Consider the following 23697-nt stretch of genomic DNA (forward strand, 5'->3'; position numbering starts at 1 on the left):
TGGATTATCAGCGAATTATCGCACGCCGACCGGCGTCACCCGTGGGGCGAGCCCTACGGGTTCGCCCGCGCGAGCCCGCAGGGCTCGCGCCACTGGAGCGCTTCCATCGGCCGGATGTCGCAGACGGTCAGCTGGACGTACGTCTCGCCCTGGTACTCGTTGCGATCGAGCGAGAAGGCCAGCGCGAGGTTCTGACGGTGCTCCTGGAGCAGCGCGGCTCGCTCGGCCGCACGCCACGCGACGGCACGAAAGACCCGTCCGTCCTGCCGGACCGTCATGCTGAGATGCCGTTCCTTCATGATCCGCGGCGCGTCGGCCAGCTCCACCGGCGCGGCCGAGAACACCGGCCGCGCGTTGCACAGCCCGAACGGCTCCATCGCCTGCAGGCCGTCCAGCAATTCCTTCCCGATGGCCTTGAGCGACAGCGGCGCGTCGATGCGCAGCCGCGGCACCAGATCGCCGGGCTCGAGCCGCTGGTCGGCGATGGCGTTGATGCGCGATCGGAACTCCGCGACGCGCCCGGCTTCCATCGTGAGCCCTGCGGCCTGGCGGTGCCCGCCGAACCGGACGAACACGTCGTGCACCTGCTCCAGCGCGCCGAGCATGTTGAATGCGGGAATGCTCCGGCACGACCCGTGCGCCACCTCGCCCTCCACCGAGAGCACGATGGCCGGTTTGCTGAACGTCTCCACCAGCTTCGACGCGACGATCCCGATGACGCCGCGATGCCACCCCTCGCCGGCGACGACCAGCACGTTGTGCGCGCCGATCGCCGGATCGCTCTCGATCGCCTTGCGCGCCTCGGCGACGATGGACGCTTCTTCCTGCTGCCGCCGCTGGTTTTCCGACTCCAGCTGCGCGGCCAGGTCCCGGGCCTCGGCGGCGAGACTCTCGTCGGTGGCCAGGAGCAGGCGCGTGGCGATCTCGGCCGTGCTCATGCGTCCCGCGGCGTTGATGCGCGGCGCGAGCACGAAGCCGACGTGAAAGCTGTCCAGCCGCTTGCCGGTCAGGCCGGCCGCCTCGAGGAGCGCGCGAATGCCTACCGTGTGCGGCCCGCGCGTGAGGCCGTCCAGGCCGACGCGCGCGATGACGCGGTTCTCGCCGGTGAGCGGCACGACGTCGGCGAGCGTGCCGAGCGCCGCGATCTTCACGAACGCGGGAAGCCAGCGTCCGCGTCCCGCCCGCTCGCAGAGCGCCTGCACCAGCTTGAGCGCCACGCCGACGCCCGCCAGGTCCTTGTACGGATACGCGCAGTCGTGGCGCTTGGGATTGACGACCGCGAGGGCATCCGGCAGCGCATCCTCCGGCTCGTGATGATCGGTGATGATCAGGTCCACGCCCAGCTCGCGCGCGCGCCGCGCGGCGTCCGCGCCGCGGATGCCGCAATCCACCGACAGGACGACGCGAACCCCCTCGGCGGCAAGCCGCTCGATGGCGTCCGCCTGCAGCCCGTAGCCGTGCTTCATTCGCTCGGGGATGAAATGGGTGACGCGGCCGCCCAGCAGCTCCAGCGCGCGACGCACGATCACGGTGGCGGTGATGCCGTCGACGTCGTAGTCGCCGTGAATCGCGATCGGCTCCTTCCGCGCGACCGCCTCTTCGAGCCGGGCGACCGCCGCCGGGAGTCCCGCGAGCAGCATCGGATCGTGCAGGTCGGCGAGCGTGGGCTGGAGGAAGTGCGCGGCGGCGTCCGGGTCAGCGAGCCCGCGAGCGCACAGCAGGCGCGCGATGACGGGATGCACTCCCAGCGCGGCGGCGAGCCGCGCGCTGCGTGCCGCGTCGTGCGGGTGCTGCTCCCAGATCAGCGGCTTGGCGGCGGCCACGCTACTCCGCGCCGGCCGGCTCGCCGGCCGACTCGTCCGCGAACGCCTGGCCGAGGCGTCCCATGCGGCGGAATTTCTGGTACCGCTGCTCCACGCAGACCTCAACCGGGGTCTCGCGAAGCTCGCGCAGAGTGCGCTCGAGCGAGCTGTCGAGCAGCGCCGCCGCCGCCCCGGCATCGAGATGGGCGCCGCCCACCGGCTCGGGGACGATCTCGTCGATGATGTCGAGCTGCAACAGGTCGGGCGCCGTGATCTTGAGCGCCTCGGCGGCCTCGATCTTCCGGTTCGCGTCGCGCCACAAGATCGCCGCGCATCCCTCCGGCGGGATGACGCTGTAGACGGCAAACTCCTGCATCAGGACGCGGTCTCCGATCGCGATGCCGAGCGCGCCCCCGCTGCCCCCCTCACCCGAGACGATGATGACGATCGGCGTCTGCAGCACCGCCATCTCGCGCAGGTTGAAAGCGATGGCTTCCGCCACGCCGCGCTCCTCGGACTCGATGCCCGGATACGCGGCGGGCGTATCCACGAAAACGATGATGGGACGCTTGAATTTTTCGGCGAACTTCATGACGCGGAGCGCCTTGCGATAGCCCTCCGGGCGCGAGTAGCCGAAGTTCCGGTAGATCTTCTGTTTCGTGTCGGCGCTCCCCTTCTGGTGGCCGATCACGCAGACCGGCTGCCCCTTGTAGCGGGCGAGGCCGGCCACCATCGCGTGGTCGTCGGCGAACCGGCGGTCGCCGTGCAGCTCGAGCCAGTCGGTGAACAGCAGCTCGACGTAATCCAGCGTGTTCGGGCGGTTCGGATGGCGCGCCACGAGCACGCGCTGCCACGGCGTCAGGTTCGCGTAAATTTCGCCGCGGATGGACTGGGCGCGCGCGCGCAGGCTCTCGATCGAGCGGTCGCGCTCCGGCGTCCGCGGCAGCATGGTGAGCGCCTCGATCTCCTTGTGGAGCACCGCCACGGGCTCTTCGAACTCGAGGAACAGGTCTGTAGGCATGATCAGCGCAAGGTGATGCTACCACTGCCGCAGAGCCGCTCGACATCGGCCACCAGGCGCTCGGACGGCCGCACCCGCATCTGACCCACGTCGGCGCGGACGCGCAGCGCCCGGCCGCCGCCGTTCTTCATCTCCAGCTCGATGCTGACCCGCCGGTCCCCGCGGTGCCTCGCGAGCACCTCGGCGAGCGCTTCGAGCGTGTCGCGGCCGTGCGGGGGCATCGACACGCGAATGGCCACCTCGCGGGCCACGCGCTCCTTGAGCGCGGCAATCGGCAGGATTTCGGTCGCCACCAGCCGCGCCGATTCATCGTCCTTTTCGAACTTGCCGCGAACGACCAGCATCGCGTCGGCCTCCGCCAGGTGGCCGAACCGGGAGAACGTTTCCGGAAAGACGACCGTCTCGAGCGACCCCGCGATGTCTTCGAGCATGAAGACGCACATCCGGTCTCCCTTTCGGGTCTTCAGCGGACGCAAGCCGGACACGATGCCGCCGACCCAGACGTCGGCTTCCGACGCCGTCATCTCGGCGATCGGCTTCGCGCCGAACTCGCGGAGGTCTTCGGCGTGGCGCTCGATGGGGTGGCCGCTCATGTAGAAGCCGAGCGATTCCTTTTCACCCGCCAGCTGCTGGATGTCGTTCCACGACGCGACGTCCGGCAGCGGAATCTGCTCGGCGGGCCCCTCGCCCGCCGCGCCGGCGCCGAACAGATCCGACTGCCCCTTGTCGCGGTCCCTCTGGCGGCGGTTGCCGTGCTCGAGCGCGCGGTCGACGGCGCCGAACAGCCGCGCGCGAGTTGCTGGTCTTGCCAAACCCGGCCCCGCGCCCGGCTCGACGAGCGAATCCAGCGCGCCTGCCTTGACGAGGCTCTCGAGCACGCGCTTGTTGACCAGCCGCAGGTCCACATGCTCGCACAGCGTGAAGATCGACTCGATGCGCCCCAGCTCGCGCCGGACGCCGAGGATCGATTCGATCGCCCCTTCCCCGACGTTCCTCACCGCCATCAGCCCGTAGCGGACCCCTTCGGGCGTGACCGTGAACGCCAGCTCGCTCGCGTTCACGTCGGGCTGCAGCATCGGCACGCCCAGCTCGCGGCACTCCGCGAGGTACATCGCGAGCTTGTCCGTGTTCTGCGCCTCGATGGTGAGCAGCGCTGCCATGAAGTGCCGGGGATAGTTCGCCTTCAGATACGCGGTCTGGTATGCCAGGTACGCGTAGGTCGTCGAGTGCGACTTGTTGAAGCCGTACCCGGCGAAGTACTCCATCAGGTCGAAGAGCTTCGTGGCCTTCTTCGTGTTGACGCCACGCGCCTGCGCCCCGTCGACGAAACGCTGGCGCTGCGCCTGCATGACCGCGGCGTTCTTCTTGCCCATCGCCTTGCGCAGCATGTCGGCTTCGCCCATGGTGAAGCCCGCCACGTCGCTGGCGATCCGCATGACCTGTTCCTGGTACGCGATGACGCCGTAGGTGTCCTTGAGGATCGGCTCGAGCTTCGGCAGCTCGTACTTGATTTCGACGCGACCGTGCTTGCGCGCGATGTAGTCGTCCACGACCCCGCCGCGGAGCGGGCCAGGCCGGTAGAGCGCGTTCAGCGCGATGAGGTCCTCCAGGCACTGCGGCTTCGCCTTCCGCAGCGTGTCTTTCATCCCCGAGCTCTCGAACTGGAACACGCCGTTCGTGAGCCCTTCACAGAACAGCTGGTACGTCTTCTCGTCGTCGAGCGGAATATCCTCGAGCGCCAGCTCCTGGCCGGTGGTGCGCTTGATTTCCGCCACCGCGTCGAAGAGCAGCGTGAGCGTGCTCAGCCCCAGGAAGTCCATCTTGAGGAGGCCGACGCGCTCGACCTCCTTCATGGCCCACTGGGTGGTGATTTCATCCTTCTGGCTCTTGTAGAGCGGCGCGAACTCGACGATCGGCCTGGGCGCAATCACCACTCCCGCCGCGTGGACCGACGCGTGGCGCGTCATCCCCTCGAGGCGCTTCGCCGCCTCGAGCAGGCTCCCGACGCGCTCGTCCTTCTGCGACAGCTCCTTGAGCGCCGCGGTTTCCTCGAGCGCCTTGTCCAGCGTCATGTCGAGCGCCGGCGGAATGAGCTTCGCGATCTTGTCCACGTCCGCGAACGGCATGTCGAGGGCGCGGCCCACGTCGCGCACCACCGCCCTCGCCTTCATCGTCCCGAACGTGATGATCTGCGCCACGTTCTCGCGGCCGTACTTCCGCGTGACGTACTCGATCACCTCGCCGCGGCGCCGCTCGCAGAAGTCGATGTCGATGTCGGGCAGCGACACGCGCTCGGGGTTCAGGAAGCGCTCGAAGATGAGGTCGTACTCGAGGGGGTCGACGTCGGTGATGCGCAGGCAGTACGCGACGAGGCTTCCCGCGGCCGAGCCCCGCCCGGGCCCCACGGGGATGCCGCGCTCGCGCGCGTAGCGGATGAAATCCCAGACGATCAGGAAGTACCCGGGGTACTTCATCTTCTTGATCATCTCGATCTCGTACGTGAGGCGCGCTTCGTACTCGTCGATCGTGTGTCGCAGGACGCCGCGCTGCGCGCGCGCGCGCAGCCGCGGCAGGCGCTCGGCGAACCCCTGGCGCGTCATGTGCTCGAAATAATCATCCAGCGTGAAAGGAGCCGGCACGTCGAAGTTCGGGAGGAAGTTCTCGCCGCTCGGCAGCGTCACGTCGCACCGCTCGGCGATGCGCACGGTGTTTCTCAACGCCTCTGGATAGTCTCCGAAGACCTGCCACATCTCCGCGGGCGTCTTCAGGAAGAACTGGTCGCCGTGGTACCGCAGCCGCTCCGTGTCATTGACGACTTTGCCCGTGCCGATGCAGAGCAGGATGTCGTGGGGCGTGTGGTCCGTCCGCTTCAGGTAGTGAACGTCGTTGGTCACCACCAGCGGCATGTCGAGGTCCGCCGCGATCGGCAACAGCCCGTTGTTGACGACCCGCTGCTCCTCGATCCCCTGGAACTGCATCTCGAGGAAGAAGTTCCCCGGGCCGAGAATGTCGCGATACGTGGCCGCGGCACGGATCGCGCGGTCCATCTTCTCCGTCCGGATTCCGGTGGCGACCTCCCCCTTCAGGCAGCTCGAAAGCCCGATGAGGCCCCGGGCGTGCCGCGCGAGCAGATCCTTGTCAATCCGCGGTTTGTAGTAGAAGCCCTCGGTGTAGCCGGCGGAGACCAGCTTGATGAGGTTGTGATACCCCTCCAGCGTTTCCGCGAGCAGCACCAGGTGGCTGGCGGTCTCCCCGGGGGTGCCGCTCTTCGTCAGGCGGCTCTCCGGCGCGACGTAGACCTCGCAGCCGAGGATGGGTTTCACCCCGCGCTTCCGTGCGGCATCGTGAAACACGACCGACGAGAACATGTTCCCGTGCTCGGTGACGGCGAGCGCCGGCATCTTCAGGTCCGCCGCGCGGTCGAGCAGTTCCTCGATCCGGCACGCGCCGTCGAGCAGCGAGTACTCGGTGTGGAGGTGAAGGTGGACGAATTCAGACATGAATCAGGCCGCTATTCCCATTCGATGGTCGCCGGCGGCTTCGAGCTGATGTCGAACACGACGCGGTTGATTCCCTTGACCTCGTTGACGATGCGCGAGGAGATCGTGGCGAGCAGGTCGTGCGGCAGCCGCGCCCAGTCGGCCGTCATGCCGTCGCGGCTCTCGACCGCGCGAACCGCCACGGTGAACTCGTAGGTCCGCGCGTCGCCCATTACGCCGACGCTCTGGACCGGCAGCAGCACGGCGAACGACTGCCACAGGCGGCGGTACCAGCCCGCGCGCCGCACCTCGTCGGCGATGATGGCGTCCGCGCGGCGCACCAGATCGAGCCGCTCCTCGGTGAGGTCGCCGAGCACGCGCACCGCCAGGCCGGGCCCGGGAAACGGCTGGCGCCAGACGAACTCGTCGTCGAGCCCGAGTTCCTTGCCAAGCAGGCGAACTTCATCCTTGAACAGCTGGCGCAACGGCTCGACGAGCGTGAACTGCATTCGCTCGGGAAGGCCGCCGACGTTGTGGTGGCTCTTGATGACGTGCGACGGGCCGACGACCGACACGCTCTCGATGACATCCGGGTACAGCGTTCCCTGCGCCAGGTAGTCGAAGCGCCCGAGCTCGCGCGCCTTGCGCTCGAACACGTCGATGAAGGTGGCGCCGATGATCTTGCGCTTCTTCTCGGGATCGGCGACGCCGGCAAGCCTGCCCAGAAATTCCCTCCCGGCATCGACGAAGACCACCGGCAGCCGGAGACGCTCGAAGCGCTGCAGCACCTGCTTCGCCTCGTCCAGCCGCAGAACGCCGTTGTCCACGAACACGCACGTCAGGCGGTCACCGATGGCGCGATGGAGGATGATCGCGGCGACGGTCGAGTCCACGCCGCCGCTCAACGCGCAGATGACGCTCCCCTGCCCCACCTCGGCGCGGATCCGCCCGATCGCCTCGTCCACGAAGGACGTCATCGTCCAGTCGCCGCGGCATCCGCACACGTGGTACACGAAGTTGCGGAGGATCTCCGTCCCGCTCTCGGTGTGGGCGACCTCGGGGTGAAACAACAGCGCGTAGAGGCCCCGCGAGGCGTCCTGCATCGCGGCGACGGGCGCGTTGGCGCTGGTCGCAATCACGGTGAAGCCCGACGGCGCGGTCGTCACGTAGTCGCCGTGGCTCGCCCACACCTTCAGCTCGTCGGGCACGGCGGCAAACAGCGCGGCGTCCGCCGCGTTCACCTGGATCGTGGCGTGACCGAACTCCCTGTGCGGCGCCGAGGCCACGCCGCCGCCGAGGGTCGACGTCATCAGCTGCATCCCGTAGCAGATTCCGAGCACCGGCACGCCAGCGTCGAGGACCCTCGCGTCGCATTTCGGCGCGCCGGGCTCCGATACGCTCTTGGGGCCGCCGGACAGGATGATCCCGGCGGGTTTCCTCGCACGGATGACGTCGAGCGGCGTGTCGTACGGAAGGATTTCCGAATACACGGACAGCTCGCGCAGGCGCCGGGCGATGAGCTGGGTGTACTGCGAGCCGAAATCGAGAACGACGATCGTTTGATGGGACACTGGGCTGGGACCGAACGGTATCCCGTTATTATAAGGTGTGCTGCGCTACGGCCGAACCACAATATGTGGGGCGGCGATCGTTTTGCTGACCGCATTGCCGCTTGCCGCCCAGGGTGGCAGCGACTTCCTCTCGCTTGGCATTGGATGGTCGGCGCGACTCGCCAGCCCGTTGCTCGCCGCGCCTGCCGCCGACTCGCTCCGCGTCTATCTCCCGCTGCGCGCCGGCCGCGTTCTCGCGCTCTCCCTCGCTGACGGGCAGGAACTGTGGTCCGCCCTGCTGCCGCTCACCCGCGGCGTCTCGGTGGACGCCGGGCGCGTGTTTACCGCGACCGCCGACGAAGTGCTCGCGCTGGACGCGACCACCGGCCGGGTGATCTGGCGAGTGTTCGCGCGAGACGTCGTGGCGATCCCCTCGGCGCGCGCCGGCTGGGTCGTGGCCGCCGCCGGTCCCGACGTCCTGGCGTTGCGCGCGTCGGATGGGCGCGTCGTGTGGCGCCGCACCTTGCCCGCCGCGCCCCGCGCCCCGTTCAGCATCGACGGCGATCGCGCGTACGCGCCGCTCGTCGACGGCTCGATCGTCGCGCTGGACATCCGCGACGGCACGATCGCCTGGCGCGTCACGCTTCCGGCCGCCTGCGGCCCCATCACCGCGGTCGCAGACCGCCTGTTTGCCGGGTGCGTGGACAATTTCTTGTATTCGCTCGACGCGCGCGATGGTGACCGACGCTGGAGATGGCGCACGAACGCCGACGTGATGTCGCCGGCCGTGCAGGACGGCTCGCGCGTCTACTTCGCCTCGCTCGACAACATCGTCCGGGCGCTCGACCTGGGTTCGGGCGTGCAGCGATGGCGGCACCCGATGGAGACGCGGCCGCTGCGCGGCCCCGTGCTGGATCAGGATCTGCTCGTGGTGTCGGCGAGCAACGAACTGCGCGCCGTGCGCCCGCGTGACGGCACGCTGGCGGGGCGCTTCACGGCCCCGGCGGAGCTGGCCGCGCCCGCGGTTTTCGCGCCGGCCGATTCGGGCGCGCGCGCCGTCATCGTCACCGGCGCGACGACCGGCGACTGGCGGGTCTACGGCCTGATGCGACTGCCCGAGCCGGCGCCGGTGCCGCTCACGGAAATACCCGGCCGGCCGCTGTCTCCCGACGCTCCGCCATTTCCTCCCGGATCGCCGTTGCCAGGCGCTTCACGCCTTCCCTGATCCGGTCGTGTGTCGGCGCGGAGAACGACAGCCGGACGGTCTCCGCCCCCGCGCCGTCGACGTAGAACGCCGCGCCCGCCACGTAGATCACGCCGTGCTGCACGCATCGGTGCAGCAGCAGGTCGGCGTCCATCTGGTTCGGGAGCGTCAGCCAGAGGAAGAATCCACCCTGGGGATCCGGCCACGTGACGGCGCCGGCCAGCTCGCTGCGCAGGGCCTCCGCCATGACGTCGTGCTTCTGGCGATAGTGCGCGCGCAACACCGGAATCTGCCGCTGGAGGATGCCGCGCTTCCACGTTTCGAACACGATGCGCTGATCCAGCCCGCCCGTGCAGAGGTCCGCCGCCTGCTTCGCGATCTCCAGCCGGGCCGCGATCGCAGGGGGCGCGGTGATCCACGCCACGCGGAATCCGGGCGCGAGCGTTTTTGAGAAGCTGCTCAGGTAAATCACGCGGCCGTCGGTGTCGTCCGCCTTGATTGGACGAATGACGCCGTCTCCGGCGCTCTGGTTGAAGAAGATCTCCCGGTACGGATCGTCCTCCACGATGAGCATGTTTTCGCGGGCGGCCCATTCGAGCAGCTGACGCCGCTTGGCCGGGGCCATGAGCAGCCCGGTCGGGTTCTGGAAGTTCGGCACGACGTACAGGAATCGCACGCGCCGGCCTGCCGAGCGGAGCCGGTGCAGGACGGCGGCGAGATCCTCGAGGTCGATGCCGTCATCCTGCTGCTTGACCCCCACGAGCTCTGCCTGCATGTTGCGGAACGCGGTGATCGCTCCCGTGTAGGCCGGCAGTTCCACGAGGGCCACGTCGCCCGGGTCGAGCAGCACGCGCGCGACCAGGTCCAGGCCCTGCTGCGAACCGGTCGTGACGAGCAGCGTCTCGATGCTGGTCGTGATGCTCCGCGTCGCGAGGATCTCGATGAGGGCCTCCAGCAGCGGCTTGTGCCCGCGCGTCGGCCCGTACTGCAGCACGCTGCCGTCCCTGCCGCTGAGCAACTCGGCGTTGATGGCGCGGAATTCCTCCCACGCGAAGACGGCCGGATCCGGATAGCCCGGCGCGAACGAGATGATGTCGCGCGCCTGCGCCAGCACGGTGCCCATCTTGCGGATCGCGGACTCCCTCATGCCCAGGGAGGCACGCGACAGGAACGTGTCGTAGTCAATCATGCGGTTCGGATCCACTGTGGGTGGGCCGGCGCGTGGCCCGCGAAGCGGCGATACCGTGTGAGGTAGGCGCCGAGAGCGGTCAGCCCGATGAACTCGAAGATGAGACCGCGCAGCAGCCACGCGACGAGCTGCAGCGGGACGACGATGACGCTGGCAAACGGCACGAACGCGATGAGACCAAGCCCCGCGGCCGCGACGATCGAGACGGCGGTCGCGGCCAGCACCAGCAGGAGGACGACACCGAACACGCCCGCGACCTCGCGGAACGCGCCGCCGAGGAAATGGATGACGCGGCCGAACGCGGTCCGGACGCTGACATCATCGACGGCGATGATCATCTGCAGCAGCAGGTAAAAGAGATTGACGATCGTGATCCAGACCAGCAGCGCGCCGGAAAACAGCGTCGCGACGACCGTCCAGCCCACGAACATCCCCGGATTGCCTGCGAAGCGGTACCCGCCGAGCACGACGAGGAGGTACGCGCCGCCGGTCACGCCGTACACCACGATCAGCGACAGCCCCAGCCGGAAGTACCGGCGGAACAACCGCTCGCACCCTTCGATGAACCGTTCGATGCTGAAGCGGCGCGCGCGGGCCACCAGGTCCAGGTCGACCGTCCCGTCCTCGATCGGCCCGGCCCCGCGCTCCGCGAGCGCGAGCACGGTGACCGTGCCTCCCTTCACCAGGAATACCAGCGCTGAGCCGCCAATCAGGACCACGCCGAACGCCAGCAGGAAGAGCACGAGCGCGACGGGCGTGGCGAGCAGTTCGGCGGCCACGCCGGTGACGCGCTCGCGGAGATCGCCCGCCATCAGGTCCGAGACGTCCCCGCCGAGCATCAGCCCGACCATCAGGACGCCGCCGATGACGGGAACGGCGAGCGCGATCTTGAAGATCGAGTCGGCGATGAACTGGACGATGATGAGCGGCCAGTTTGCCGCTGCGAGCAGCGCGCCGCGCTTGAGCGTAGGCTTCAGACCCAGACAAGCCAGTATACTCGGAGTATCGAGCTTCCAGTGACGCGGACCGCCGTTCCGCCTGCGCGCCGCACGGCTGCGCGCGGCGCGTTCATCGCGCTTGTCGCCGTCGTACTCGCCTCGACGCTCGCCGCCGGGGTGCGCCCGCTCGTCGTGGCGGGCCGGACGCCGGACACGCGCTGGCACCGCATCGAGCGCGACGTCCGCGCGCGGCTCGGCGCGGCCTTTTCCGCGACGTCGGAAGCGGCGGCCGCGCTCGCGCGCCGTGGCGACGTCGCCCGCGGGCTGCTCGTGCGCGCGGAGGAGCCGCAGGAACTGTTTCGGGCGATCGAGCAGCGCGTCTATCACCCCGCTCCCTCGCTCGCCATCACCATCCTCGACGCCTCCGGCGCCGCGCGCGCCTGGCACGGCCGTGCCTCGGAGCTGGGCGCGGTTGCCACGATCTCCCCCGCCGGCACGGCGGCCACCGCGACCGCCCTTGGCTTCCGCATCGTCCGGTTCGAACCGATCGTCGACGCGGCCACGCGCCGCCGTCTCGGAACGGTGGTCGTCGAGCAGGTCATCTCCGACTCGCGCGTCGGCAGTCTCGTCTCCGATGCCTTCCGCTTCTCGACTCCCGCCGGCGACGTCACGCTGCGCCCGGCGCGGCCCGCCCACGCGGAGGTCGGGGATCTGTCCTTCACGGTGGCGAACCCCGACGGCGAGCCGCTGATCGTCGCATCGGCGAGCCGGCAGGATCTCGCCCGCGCCATCGCGGCCGACACGCGCGCGGCATGGGGCACGTTGCTCGTCGTCATGGCCGCCGTCCTGGTGCTTGCGACCGGCCGGCTGGCCGACGCGCTCGCGCTCGCCCGGACGCGGCGCGCCGCGGTGACCTCGGCCCTCGCGGCTGCCGGCGTGCTCGTGCTTGCCCGGCTCCTTCTGTGGCCGGCCCTGCCTCGGCTGGAGACCGGTACGACGACCGTCGAAGGCGCGTTCGCGCTCGTTCTGCGGTCGCCGCTGGATCTCTGGCTGACGGCCGCGCTCCTGCTCGCCATCGCCGCGCTCGCCGGAAGCCTTGCCGGCCGGGCTCGCACGGCATTTCGCCCGGCGCGGCGGAGCCCGGCGGAGTGGCGCGGCCGGTTCGCGCTCCAGCAGGTGGCGGCCGGTGCCGTGGCGGCGGGGGTGCTGGCGGCGTGCGACACGCTGCTGGCCCGCAGCGTCGTGCTGACCGGCATCGACTCTCTGAGCCTGTCCCTGCATCCGTGGTCCGGCGAGCGATTCGTGTCGCTCTTCGGCGTGATTCTCCTGCAGACCGCGGCGCTCTGGCTGGCCGCGGTGACCCTCGCGCTGTCGCTCGCGCCGTGGCGTGTTGCCCGCCGCTCGCGGCCGGCGTTGGTGCCGATCGCCTTGTGGCTCGCAGCTGCGATCGCCGTCGCCTTGTTCGCGCTTCAGGAGGGCGCGCGCCTGTCCCTGTCGTTCTTCCTGAGCCTCGCGATTGCCGGCCTCGCAGGCCTGCTCGCACCCCGCGTGACCACCCGGTACCGCCGCGCCGGGCCGTCCGCACGCCTGCTCGCCTTTGCGCCGGCGTTCCTCGTGCCGGCGCTGGTCGTCTATCCCGCGCTGCTCGACAGCTCGCAGGCGATGACGCGGAAGCTCGTGGAGACGCAATATTCGCTGGAGGCGCTGCGCCACCGCGAGGCGCTGCTCGGCACGCTCGAGCAAGCGGAGCGCGAGATCGATCGCATCCCGAACCTGCCGGGGCTCGTCCGCGCGGACGTGCCGGGCGTGAGCACCGAGCCCGCGTTCGTCGTCTGGAGCGAGACCGCGCTCGCGCGGCGGCGCCTCACGTCGTCGGTGGAGCTGTACGCCGCGGACGGCCGCCTTGTGAGCCGCTTCGCGCTCAACTTCCCCGAGTACGAGGCCAGCGCGCAGACGACGCGGAGCGAGAGCTGCACCTGGCGCCTGTTCGGCGAGGCGCGGCCGTTTGGCGCGGAGGAGCGGGCCGCCCTGCATGCGGAACGTGCGCTCTGCGATGCCGGCGGGAAGGCTGCCGGCGCCATTGTCCTCCACGTGATGCTGGACTACAGCGCGTTGCCGTTCATCTCGCCCGAGAGCCCGTATCGCGCGGTCTTCCGGGCGGAGCGGCCGTCACGCGAGCCCGGGCATCCGCGGCAGATCGCACTCGTGATCTACGGCTGGAGCCTGTTGCCGGTCTATACCTCCGGGGTCCAGGTCTGGGCCCTGGACGACGCGCTGTTCGAGCGATCGTACCGGTCGCGCGCGGGCTTCTGGGCGAGCCTGGGGGGGCGCGACGAGACGTGGCACGTGTACTTCGCCAACGATCGGTCGGGCATTTACGCCGTCGGGTACCCGGCGCTCAGTTCCTTCGATCACCTGGTGCACCTCGCCGAGCTGGCGATGCTGGCCGCGGCGTTCTACCTGCTGGGGCTGGCGGCGATGGGGGTGTTCAACCGCGTCGCGCGCGGCCGCGCGTGGACGCGACGCGCGCTGCTGCGCGACATCCGCGCAAGCTTCTATCGCAAGCTGCTGATCGCGTTCGTGGCCGCGTCGGTCATCCCCGTTCTCTCGCTCGCGCTCGTGATCCGCACGTATTTCGCGACCCGGCTCCGCGTGGACGTCAACGCGGAGGCGGCGCGGACGGCGACCATCGCGCAGCACGCGCTCGAGGAGCTGGCCGCGCTGCTGCGCCTGGCCGGGCTGTCGGCTCCACCCATCAACGACGACCTGATGGTCGAGGTGAGCCAGATGATCGGGCGCGACGTCAACGTGTTCGAAGGGGCGTCGCTGCTGGCCACCAGCCAGCGCGATCTCTTCGCCTCAGGCCTGCTGCCCACGCGCACGCCGGAGGACGTGTACCGCGAACTCGTCCTCCAGCGCCGCCCCACGTTCGTGGGCGAGGATACCGTGGGCGATCTGCGGTACCTGGTGGCGGCGGCGCCCGTCCGCGCCACGGGACGCGACGCCGTCGTGACGGTGCCGCTGGCGTCGCGCCAGCAGGAGATCGAGCGCGAGATCGAAGAGCTCGATCGGGGCCTGCTGCTCGCGGTGCTGGTCTTCATCATCGTCGGGGCGGCCATCGGCCTGCCGACGGCCGAGCGCATCGCCGATCCGATCCGCCGGCTGACGCGCGCCGCCCACCGGATCGCGAGGGGGGATTTCGACACCCGCGTGGCCGTGAGATCGATCGACGAGCTTCGGCGGCTGGTGGACGCGTTCAACCAGATGGCGGCCGAGCTCAAGACGCATCAGCAGCAACTCGAGCGCACGCACCGTTTGGAAGCCTGGGCCGAGATGGCACGGCAGGTTGCGCACGAAATCAAGAACCCGCTGACGCCGATCCAGCTCTCGGCCGAGCACCTCCGGCGCGTCCACGCGGATCGGGGCGAACCGCTCTCGCCCGTCCTCGACAGCTGCGTCGATTCGATCCTGGGGCAGGTGCGCCTGCTGCGGCAGATCGCCGGCGAGTTCTCCAGCTTCGCCTCGTCGCCGACCGCGCGGCCGGCGCCGGCCGGCGTCCGTGCGCTGCTCGATGAAGTCGTCGCGCCCTATCGGACGGGCCTGGATGGCCGCATCGATGTGCACGTCGACTGCCCGCCGTCCGTCCCGGACGTGATGGCCGACAAGGGCCTCGTCGCTCGGGCCCTGACGAACATCATCGAGAACGCGCTGCACGCCATGCCCGGCCGCGGCGCCCTGCACATCAGCGTCGGCGTCGAAGCCGAGCACGTCGCGATTGCGGTGCGGGACACCGGCGTCGGCATGGACGAAGACGCGTTCGCGCGGGTCTTTGAACCGTACTTTTCCACGAAGGCGACCGGCACAGGGCTGGGCCTCACGATCGCAAGCAGGAACGTGGAGTTGAGCGGCGGCACGATTGCCGTCGCGAGCCGCAAGGGTGAAGGGACGACGGTGACTATTCGCCTGCGGATCGCGGGGCGCTGACGGGTTCGGTGCCGCGGCGTCGAACCCGCATCCACGCGTAGCCCACGAACGCGGACACGAGGTAGGTATACGCCAGGGCGACGAGCGCGATCCGCGGAGAGGAGGCAATGGCCGCAATCACGACCGCGCCCATGAACAGGGCCAGGTACGAGCGCTGCCACCCGAGATGGATCGTCTTGATGCTCCGGAACCGCATCGTGCTGACCATCAACACGGCGGGAACCAGCACCATGGCCAGCGCCGGCAACGCCTCGCGATAATCGAACAGCCCGTACGGATAGAGATACACCGTCGACGCGGTGATCGCCGCGGCCGCCGGGCTGGGCATCCCGACGAAATAGCGCTTGTCCGTCGTGCCGGCGCTCTGGATGTTGAAGCGCGCGAGCCGCATGGCGGCGGCGGTCACGTACAGAAAGCCCGCCGCCCATCCGAGACGCTTCAGCGGCCACAGTCCCCACGAGAACGCCAGGATGGCCGGGGCGAGACCGAACGAGATGACGTCGGCCAGCGAATCGAACTCGAGCCCGAACGCCGTCGACGAGTTCGTGAGCCGCGCGATGAAGCCGTCCAGGGTGTCGAGGACCATCGCGATGCCGATAAACAGCGCCGCGGTGTCGAAGTCGCGCCGCATCGCGTGCACGATGCACGCATAGCCGCAGAACAGGTTGGCCAGCGTGAAAAGGCTGGGCAGCAGGAAGACGCCACGGCGAAAATGCCGGTCCCGGCCGTCGCGCGTGCCGAGCGATCCAAGAACGTTCACAACTCTGCCAACACCGTTTCTCCGCCGCGCGCGCGGTCGCCTGCCCTGACACGCAGGCGGGCCGAGAGCGGCAGGAAGACATCCATTCTTGATCCGAACTTCATCAGGCCGAAGCGTTGACCTGTCGTCACCGTGTCTCCCTGGCGGACGCGGCACACGACGCGGCGCGCGAGGACACCCACGACCTGGCGCACCACAATGGTCTGCCCGCCGTGATCGATCCACAACTCCGTGCGTTCGTTCAGGCAGGACTCGCGCTTGTACGCCGGCAGAAAGGTCCCCGGGCAGTAGTCCACGCGCGTCACCGTGCCTGAGGCCGGCATCCGGTTGATGTGCACGTCCAGCGGCGAGAGGAAGATCGTGACCTGCTGCCACGATCCGGGGGGCGCGCTCTGCGGATCCGCCGCCCCCGCAGCCATCACCTTCCCGTCAGCGGGCGACACAACCAGCTCCCCGGCAGGCACCGTGCGCTCCGGGTCGCGGAAGAAGAACGCCAGGAACGCCGCCACCGCGAGGCACAGCGTGCCGGCCACGACGAAGCCGACCGCGTACAGCACGAGCGCGGGAACGAGAAAGGCGGCGACAAACGGAAACCCCGCCCGATCGATGATCATCTGGCCTGTAAGGATAATCCGAAGCGGGTGCGGACCGGGGCCGGGCCGACCACGGGCCCAGCCCCCGATCGAAAGTCAGGCGTGCGGCGAATGCTGCGCGGCCGGCGTCTCACTGGGCGCGTAGACGCTCCGCTCGCGCCGCAGGATTTCCTCCATCCGGTCTTTCAGGTGCAGCTTCTTCTTCTTCAGGGTGACTTCTTCCAACTGTTCGGTGTCCGAGAGGTATGACTTGCTACTGAGATTTTGCAGGCGCTCTTCCAGCTCGTGATGCTGCGTGGCGAGGGTCCGGAATTCCTCGTCGGACTGCAGCAAGTAGGTCTTCAGCTCTGACGCGTCTGGCATAGCCTGCCCCCTTTCCTGCAAGAACTGCCGTGGAGCAATGGTGGAATCGAACGATTGGGAAGGAACCGGGATCGGTCGGACCGGACCGCGGTCATAGCGGCACCTTACCATCAATTCGGAGGGGCAGCAAGGCCATCGGCGACGTATATCAGAGCGTGCGCACGAGCACGAGCGCGTCTTCCGGCGGATTTGGATAGTAGCCGGCGCGGACTGATTCGGTCGAAAACCCCATGTTCTCGTAAAGCCTGAGTGCGGCCGCGTTTGAGCGCCGGACCTCGAGCAGAGCGCGCGCGGCGCCCCGGCTTGCCGCGTCGCGCAGCACGTGGTCGAGCAGCAGCCGCGCCAGGCCCCGGCGCCGCAGCTCGGGCCGGACCGCGATCGTGTTGATGTGCAGCTCATCGATGACGAGCCAGCACGTGCAGAACGCCGCCACCGGATACTCATGGGTTCGCAGCACGTAGCTGCGCGTCAGCGGCTGTTGCGACAGCTCCTGCGCGAACATGTCACGCGACCACGGATTCGGGAACGACTCGCGCGCGATCGCCGCAATGGCGTCGAGATCCCGATCGAGGGACACCGGCTCGATCTGCACCGTCATGTCGGTCATGCCCGCGGCGACCGCGGGGCGTCGCGGGCGATCTCCGCGTCGGACGGGCGGACGTAGATCGGCACGATCGCGTGCGGCGCCACGGCAAGGCCGGGCCGCGCCGCGGCGATCGCCGCGGCAATCGGCGCCAGCGGCGGCGCCGGAGTGATGACGCGCGCGTCGGGCCATGCGGATCGGGCGCGCTCCCCGTACAGGTCAATCCCGTCGCCGATCAGGGTCCCGATCCGCACCGCGTCGCGCTGCCACGCCTCGACGACGGCATCGGGGCGCCAGGAGACGGCGGGAGCGGCAGGCACGATCCGGCCGTCGCGCTTGTCGTACAGCGCGGCGAACACCTGCTGGCGCTGTGCATCCATCCAGACACCTACGCGCCCGTCTCCGACGAGGGTCGAGGCCGCGAAGGCGTCGAGCGCGGGAACCGGCACCACGTTCCTGCCGAGCGCCATCGCGAGCCCCTGGATCGCGGCAATGCCCACCCGCAAACCGGTGAACGACCCGGGACCGTTCACGACGGCGAAAAGCGTGATGTCCGACACGCGAACCCCGGCGCGGTCGAGCAGGTCCGAGATATCACCGGGCAGCCGTTCGCCGTGCGAACGGGTTGGATCGCCGACCGACACGCCGTCGATCCTGCCGCGGCAGTACACCGCGAGGCTCCCGGCGCGCGTCGTCGTGTCGAGCGCGAGGATCACGAGGTCCGCGGCAGAGGACGCGGGGTCCGTTCGGGACATTCCTACCTGTTATACTCGATACCCCGCCCGCATGAGTGCTCCGTCTGACACGACGAACGTCACGCCGGCCATGCGCCAGTACCTGGATGCGAAGCGCCAGTATCGCGACGCGATCCTCTTTTTCCGCATGGGCGACTTCTACGAGATGTTCTACGAGGACGCGCTGGTGGCGGCGCGCGCTCTCGAATTGACGCTCACCTCGCGGTCGAAGGACAGCCAGGGGGGCGCGATCCCGATGTGCGGCGTGCCCCACCACGCGGCCGACGGGTACGTCGCGCGCCTCGTGCGCAAGGGCTTTCGCGTCGCGATCTGCGAGCAGGTCGAAGATCCGCGCAAGGCGAAGGGGGTCGTCCGGCGCGAGGTGGTTCGCGTGGTTTCCCCCGGCACGCTGACCGACGCGGCGTACCTGGACGCGCGCGAGCCCGCGTTCATCATGTCGATCGCGGGCGGAGAGGGCCCGGCACCGATCGGTGTCGCGCTGATGGACGTCTCGACCGGCGAGTTCATCGCCACGGAGTATCCCGGCGATGCGGGACGCCAGTCGCTCGCCGACGATCTCGGGCTTCTTCGGCCGCGCGAGGTGGTGCTCGCCGCGGGCGCCCCGCCGCCGGTCGCGTTCGGCCCGGCGGGCACCGGCCCCCGCGTGACGGAGGCCGACGCGTGGACGTTCGAGTTCGAGTCCGCGCGACGCGCCCTGCTCGATCAGCTCCGCGCGAAGAGCCTCGCCGGCTTCGGCCTGGACGGGCAGGCGGCGGCCGTGTCGGCGGCCGGCGCGCTCGTGCAGTACCTGCGTGACACGCAGAAGGTCGATCTCGCGCACGTGCGCGAGCTGTCGTTCCGGCGCGGCGGCGACGCGCTCATCATCGATCCGACGACGCTGCGCCACCTGGAGATCGTGGAAGGCGCCGGCGGCGGCCGCGCGGGGTCGCTGCTCGAGGAGATCGATCGAACGGTGACGCCCACCGGAGGGCGGCTGCTGCGCTCCTGGCTCCTCCGCCCGCTGCTCTCGATCGAGCGCATCCAGGATCGCCTGGACGCGGTCGAGGAGTTCGCGTTCCGGTCCACGGAGCGCGCGAAGCTGCGCGAGACGCTCAAGACGGTCCACGACATGGAACGCCTGGTCGCGCGTGCCGCGCTCGGCACCGCCGGCCCGCGCGATCTCGTCTCGCTGCGCCAGTCGCTGGCGGCCATTCCCCGCGTGCGGCTGGTGCTCGAGGATCTCCAGGCGCCGCTGACGCGCAGCATCATTTCGGAAATGGAGGAGGTCGCGGACGTCCGCGACGCGATTGCCGCGACCGTGGTCGATGAGCCGCCGGCGCTCGCGCGCGAGGGCAACTGCGTACGGGACGGCGTGGACCCCGAGCTGGATGACCTGCGGCGGGTGAGCCGCTCCGGCAGGCTGCTGATCGCCGAGATGGAAGACGCGGAGCGGAAGCGCACCGGGATCGCGTCGCTCAAGATTCGCTACAACCGGGTGTTCGGGTACTACATCGAGATCTCGAAGTCGAACCTCGGCGCCGTGCCCGCCGACTACCACCGCAAGCAGACGATTGCGGGCGGCGAGCGGTTCATCACGCCCGCGCTGAAGGAGTACGAGGAGAAAGTCCTCGGGGCCGACGAACGGATCCTGGAGCGCGAGGCGGAGATCTTCGAGCGGCTGCGCGCGAGCGTGGCGGCCGAATCGCCCCGCATCCAGGACGCGGCGCGCACGCTCGCGACGCTCGACGTGCTGGCGGCCCTCGCCGATACGGCCGCCCTCGGCGACTACACCAAGCCGCACGTGCACGATGGCGACGAGCTCGTGGCCGTCGATGCCAGGCATCCGGTCGTCGAACGGCATTCGGCCGACCCGTTCGTGCCGAACGACATTACGCTGGACGGCGCGTCGAACCAGCTCGTGATTCTCACCGGGCCCAACATGGGGGGCAAGTCCACCTACCTGCGGCAGACGGCGCTGCTCGTCATCCTGGCGCAGGCGGGTTCCTTCGTGCCGGCAAGGAGCGCCAAGCTGGCGATCGTGGACCGCGTGTTCGCCCGCGTGGGCGCGTCCGACAACATCGCACGCGGACAGTCCACGTTCATGGTCGAGATGCAGGAGACCGCCAACATCATGCATTCCGCTTCATCGCGGAGCCTGGTGATCCTCGACGAGATCGGCCGGGGCACCGCGACCTTCGACGGCCTGAGCCTGGCGTGGGCGGTCGCGGAGCACCTTGCGAGCAACCCGAAGGCGCGCCCGAAGACGATCTTCGCAACCCACTACCACGAGCTGACGGACCTGGCGGACGCCGTCCCCGGCGTGGCCAACTTCCACGTCATCGTCCGGGAGTGGCAGGACGAGATCGTCTTCCTGCACAAGATCGTGCCGGGGCGATCGGACCGCAGCTACGGCATCCAGGTGGCGCGGCTCGCCGGGCTGCCGCCGCGCGTGCTGGCGCGGGCGCGGGAGATCCTCGCCGGGCTGGAGCGCGATGAGCTGAGCCGAGGCGGCCGGCCGTCGCTCAGCGCCGAGCCCGTGGAGCCGCAGCGGCAGCTCGGGCTGTTCCGCTCCCCCGCCGCCGAGGATCATCCGGTCGTTCGCCGCCTGCGCGACATTGACGTGAACCGCCTGACGCCGCTCGACGCGCTCACGCTGATTGCCGATCTCAAGAAGGACGCCGACGGGTGACACGGGCGGCCGTCCCTGTCGTCCTCCTGCTCACGTTCGTCAACGTCTCTGCATCAGAGCGTTACGATTCCCGGCTGCAATTCCGATCCATCCGCACCGAGCACTTCACGATCCATTTTCATCAGGGGGAAGAGCGCGACGCGGCCCGGCTCGCGCGCCTGGCCGAAGAAGTACACGTGGCGTTGTCGCCGCAGTTGCTGGCCCTGCCCCGGCGGCATACCCACGTGATCCTCGTCGATCAGCACGACGAGGCGAACGGGTGGGCGACACCGCTTCCGTTCAACATGATTGAGATCAGCCTGCGCGCGCCCAGTCCCTCCGGAACCGTCGGACACACCGACGACTGGCTGCGGCTGGTGTTCACGCACGAGTACACGCACATCCTCCATCTCGATCGATCGCGCGGCGTTTTCCGCGCGCTGCGCGGGGTGTTCGGCCGGGCGCCGGTGGCGTACCCGAACGTCTTCCTGCCGGGCTGGGATGTCGAAGGGCTCGCGACCTTTTATGAAACGGCGGAGACGGGCGCCGGGCGGCTCAACTCCGGAGACTTTCGTGCGATCGTGGACGCCGCGGCGCGCGCCGGGCGCTTCGAACCGATCGATCGGACGACCGGCGCGCTTGTCGGCTGGCCGGGCGGTCACGCGCCGTACGCATACGGGGCACAGTTTCGGGAGTACCTCGCGCGCAGGTTCGGCGAGGATGCGTTCGGGAGGCTCGCCGACGCGACATCGGGACGCGCCCCTTACATGCCGGGCGGCGCCTACAAACGGGTCTTTGGCGCGACCACGCGGGAGCTGTGGCGCGAGTTCCTCCGCAGCCGGGCCGCCACCGCGCCGGGCGCGCCGGTCCCCACGCCGGGCATGACGCGCCGGACGCGCGACGGCTTCCTGGCGGCCGGCCCACGTTGGCTGCCGGACGGCAGCATCCTCTACAGCGCCCGCACGCCGCACGCGTTCCCCGCATTGATGCGCGTGCCGCCGAACGGCGGCCCGCCGGAGCGCCTCGCCAACCGTTACCTCGGAGAGCGCCTTGCGGTTTCCGGCACCCTTGTGTTCTTCGATCAACGCGAGCTGACTCGGAGCACCGCGCTCCAGAGCGACCTGTTCGTGCTCAATCTCGACACGCGAGAGGTCCACCGGCTGACGAAGGGCTCGCGCGCGGTGGATCCGGATGTTTCCGCCGACGGCCGGTGGCTGATCGCGGCGGTCGAACGACAGGGCGCCGGCTCGATCGTCCGGTTTCCGGTCGAGCGGCGCGGCGGGAAGCCATCGCTCGGCGTCGCCACGACCGTGCTCCACGAGGCAGGGACGCAGTTCGGTGCGCCGCGGTTTTCGCCGGACGGCGCGCGGATCGCCGTCGAGCGACGCCGGCTCGGCGCCCTTCCCCACGTCGCAATCATCGATGCGGCGTCCGGTGCGGTGGCCGCGACCATCACCGCGGGCCAGGGGAGGGTCGGCGAACCGGAATGGACCGGCTCGCACCGGCTGCTCGTGACGTGGGAACGCCCGGCGGCGCCCTCAGCGATCGTGTCCGCCGATCTCGAGACGGCGGCGAGCACGTTCGTCGTCGCCGCGGTTGACGGCGCACGGTCCGCCGCCGTGTCAACACGCGACGGGCGGATCGCCTTCATCGGTTATACGCCCGACGGCTACGACGTGTTCGTGTCGGCGGGTGCGGCGGTGGAAGGATTGCCGGCCGCGCTGAGCATCCGGCGGGAGGACGCGCCGGCGCTGCCCGTCGCGGCGCAGACCACGGCCGCGTCGATACAGCCCTCGCGGCCGTACCGCCCGGCGTCCGCCGTGCCGCGCTTCTGGATGCCAATCGTGCAGGCCGACCAGGACCGTTTCGAAATCGGAGCGGGCACGGCAGGCATCGACGCGCTGGGACGCCATGCGTACGCGGGCACGGTCCGCTGGTCTGATCGCACGCGGCCCGATTGGAACGCGGTCTATCTCTACGATCGCCTGCGGCCGACCTTCTTCATCGCCGCGTCCGATGATGTAACGGTGTGGCAGGACGCGGACTACCGCGAGACCAGCCTCGACGCGGGGTTCAGTCTTCCCTTCCGCACCGTGCGCCGCCGGCAGACCCTGTTCGGCGCCTTCCACGCGACGCGCGAGCGGGACCCGAGCGCGGAGTTCGATCGCCGGTCGCTCCGGGCGGGGTATCAGGTCACGACCGCTCGACGCTTCGGCTACTCGGTCTCACCGGAGGAAGGCATCCTTGCGGGGGTCACCGCGGAGTTGACGCGGCGGGTGCTCGGCGCCGATGCCAGCGCCGCGACCCTGTCGGCGGACATTCGCGCGTATTCCCGTGCCGGCGGCCGCCACCGCGTGCTGGCGCTGCGCGCGGCCGCGGCCGCCTCGTGGGGAGACCGCGCCGGCCGGCGGGTGCTGGGCGCCGGCGGGCCCGCCGCCCCGGGCTCCTCGCTCTCTTTCGGGCGAGATGCCGTGGGCCTCGCGCGCGGTTTCCACGCCGATGACATCACGGGATACCGTGCGGCGGTTGCCAGCATCGACTACCGAACGCCGCTCTTCATCGTCGAGCGCGGCCTCTGGCGCCTCCCGGTGTTCCTCCGCCAGATTCACGCCGCCGTGTTCCTCGATGCGGCCCACGCGTGGACCACCCGCTTCCGCGCGGCCGACCTTCGGGCCAGCACGGGCGTCGAGGCCTCGGCCGACGTCGTGCTTGGCCATTACGTTCCGCTCACGCTCGTCTCCGGCATCGCGTTCCGCCGCGACCGCTCCGGCGCGCGCGATGGTCCCGCGATCTTCGCGCGCCTGGGCTGTGCGTTCTGACGCGCGCTCA

At 69.6% G+C, this 23697-nt stretch carries 15 protein-coding genes; 4 read left to right on the top strand and 11 right to left on the bottom strand.

Annotation, left to right across the window (positions count from 1 at the left end; genetic code table 11):
• Positions 1-53: 53 nt before the first annotated feature.
• From recJ to guaA, 4 genes are read right to left on the bottom strand one after another with little or no spacing between them, the layout of a single operon-like run.
• A complete protein-coding gene (recJ, locus tag HYU53_18240; protein ID MBI2223133.1) occupies positions 54-1823 on the bottom strand; it encodes a single-stranded-DNA-specific exonuclease RecJ in 1770 nt (589 codons plus the stop codon).
• 1 nt (position 1824) lies between these two features.
• Positions 1825-2823 carry an acetyl-CoA carboxylase carboxyltransferase subunit alpha gene (locus HYU53_18245; GenBank protein MBI2223134.1) on the bottom strand — a complete coding sequence of 333 codons (999 nt, stop codon included), beginning with the start codon at positions 2821-2823 and terminating at the stop codon, positions 1825-1827.
• A gap of 2 nt (positions 2824-2825) precedes the next feature.
• On the bottom strand, positions 2826-6323 hold the full coding sequence (gene dnaE, locus HYU53_18250; protein ID MBI2223135.1) for a DNA polymerase III subunit alpha: 3498 nt from the start codon (positions 6321-6323) through the stop codon (positions 2826-2828).
• 11 nt (positions 6324-6334) lie between these two features.
• Positions 6335-7873 carry a glutamine-hydrolyzing GMP synthase gene (guaA, locus tag HYU53_18255; GenBank protein MBI2223136.1) on the bottom strand — a complete coding sequence of 513 codons (1539 nt, stop codon included), beginning with the start codon at positions 7871-7873 and terminating at the stop codon, positions 6335-6337.
• A gap of 82 nt (positions 7874-7955) precedes the next feature.
• Between guaA and HYU53_18260 the strand changes: the two genes are divergently transcribed.
• Entirely contained in the window at positions 7956-9077 is a 1122-nt protein-coding gene (locus HYU53_18260; GenBank protein ID MBI2223137.1) for a PQQ-binding-like beta-propeller repeat protein, read from the top strand.
• On the opposite strand, the gene HYU53_18265 is transcribed toward HYU53_18260, so the two are convergent.
• Both HYU53_18265 and HYU53_18270 read right to left on the bottom strand, forming a co-directional pair.
• A complete protein-coding gene (locus HYU53_18265; protein MBI2223138.1) occupies positions 8989-10245 on the bottom strand; it encodes a PLP-dependent aminotransferase family protein in 1257 nt (418 codons plus the stop codon). The two genes, HYU53_18260 and HYU53_18265, sit on opposite strands and share 89 nt — an antisense overlap.
• Positions 10242-11408 (bottom strand): hypothetical protein, encoded by a 1167-nt coding sequence (locus HYU53_18270; protein MBI2223139.1) that lies wholly within the window; start codon positions 11406-11408, stop codon positions 10242-10244. The genes HYU53_18265 and HYU53_18270 overlap by 4 nt, the downstream gene beginning before the upstream one ends.
• On the opposite strand from HYU53_18270, the gene HYU53_18275 reads away from it, so the two are divergent.
• The gene (locus HYU53_18275; protein MBI2223140.1) at positions 11361-15167 is read left to right on the top strand and encodes a HAMP domain-containing protein; all 3807 of its coding nucleotides are present in this window, start codon (positions 11361-11363) and stop codon (positions 15165-15167) included. The two genes, HYU53_18270 and HYU53_18275, sit on opposite strands and share 48 nt — an antisense overlap.
• Here the strand turns inward: HYU53_18275 and pssA are convergent.
• From pssA to tsaB, 5 genes are all read right to left on the bottom strand, one after another.
• Entirely contained in the window at positions 15139-15927 is a 789-nt protein-coding gene (gene pssA, locus HYU53_18280; GenBank protein MBI2223141.1) for a CDP-diacylglycerol--serine O-phosphatidyltransferase, read from the bottom strand. The two genes, HYU53_18275 and pssA, sit on opposite strands and share 29 nt — an antisense overlap.
• Positions 15924-16541 carry a phosphatidylserine decarboxylase gene (locus tag HYU53_18285; GenBank protein MBI2223142.1) on the bottom strand — a complete coding sequence of 206 codons (618 nt, stop codon included), beginning with the start codon at positions 16539-16541 and terminating at the stop codon, positions 15924-15926. Before HYU53_18285 ends, pssA begins: the two co-directional genes overlap by 4 nt.
• Positions 16542-16616: 75 nt before the next feature.
• Positions 16617-16883 (bottom strand): DUF465 domain-containing protein, encoded by a 267-nt coding sequence (locus tag HYU53_18290; GenBank protein ID MBI2223143.1) that lies wholly within the window; start codon positions 16881-16883, stop codon positions 16617-16619.
• A gap of 148 nt (positions 16884-17031) precedes the next feature.
• On the bottom strand, positions 17032-17490 hold the full coding sequence (rimI, locus tag HYU53_18295) for a ribosomal protein S18-alanine N-acetyltransferase (GenBank protein MBI2223144.1): 459 nt from the start codon (positions 17488-17490) through the stop codon (positions 17032-17034).
• Positions 17487-18221, bottom strand: coding sequence for a tRNA (adenosine(37)-N6)-threonylcarbamoyltransferase complex dimerization subunit type 1 TsaB (gene tsaB, locus HYU53_18300; GenBank protein ID MBI2223145.1), 735 nt, complete (start codon positions 18219-18221; stop codon positions 17487-17489). Before tsaB ends, rimI begins: the two co-directional genes overlap by 4 nt.
• A 31-nt stretch (positions 18222-18252) precedes the next feature.
• Between tsaB and mutS the strand changes: the two genes are divergently transcribed.
• Complete coding sequence (gene mutS, locus HYU53_18305) at positions 18253-20889, top strand: DNA mismatch repair protein MutS (GenBank protein ID MBI2223146.1); 2637 nt, start codon at positions 18253-18255, stop codon at positions 20887-20889.
• Positions 20886-23687 carry a hypothetical protein gene (locus HYU53_18310; GenBank protein ID MBI2223147.1) on the top strand — a complete coding sequence of 934 codons (2802 nt, stop codon included), beginning with the start codon at positions 20886-20888 and terminating at the stop codon, positions 23685-23687. Before mutS ends, HYU53_18310 begins: the two co-directional genes overlap by 4 nt.
• Positions 23688-23697: the final 10 nt, after the last annotated feature.

The sequence above is a fragment of the Acidobacteriota bacterium genome (assembly GCA_016184105.1).
GTDB lineage: Bacteria > Acidobacteriota > Vicinamibacteria > Vicinamibacterales > 2-12-FULL-66-21 > JACPDI01.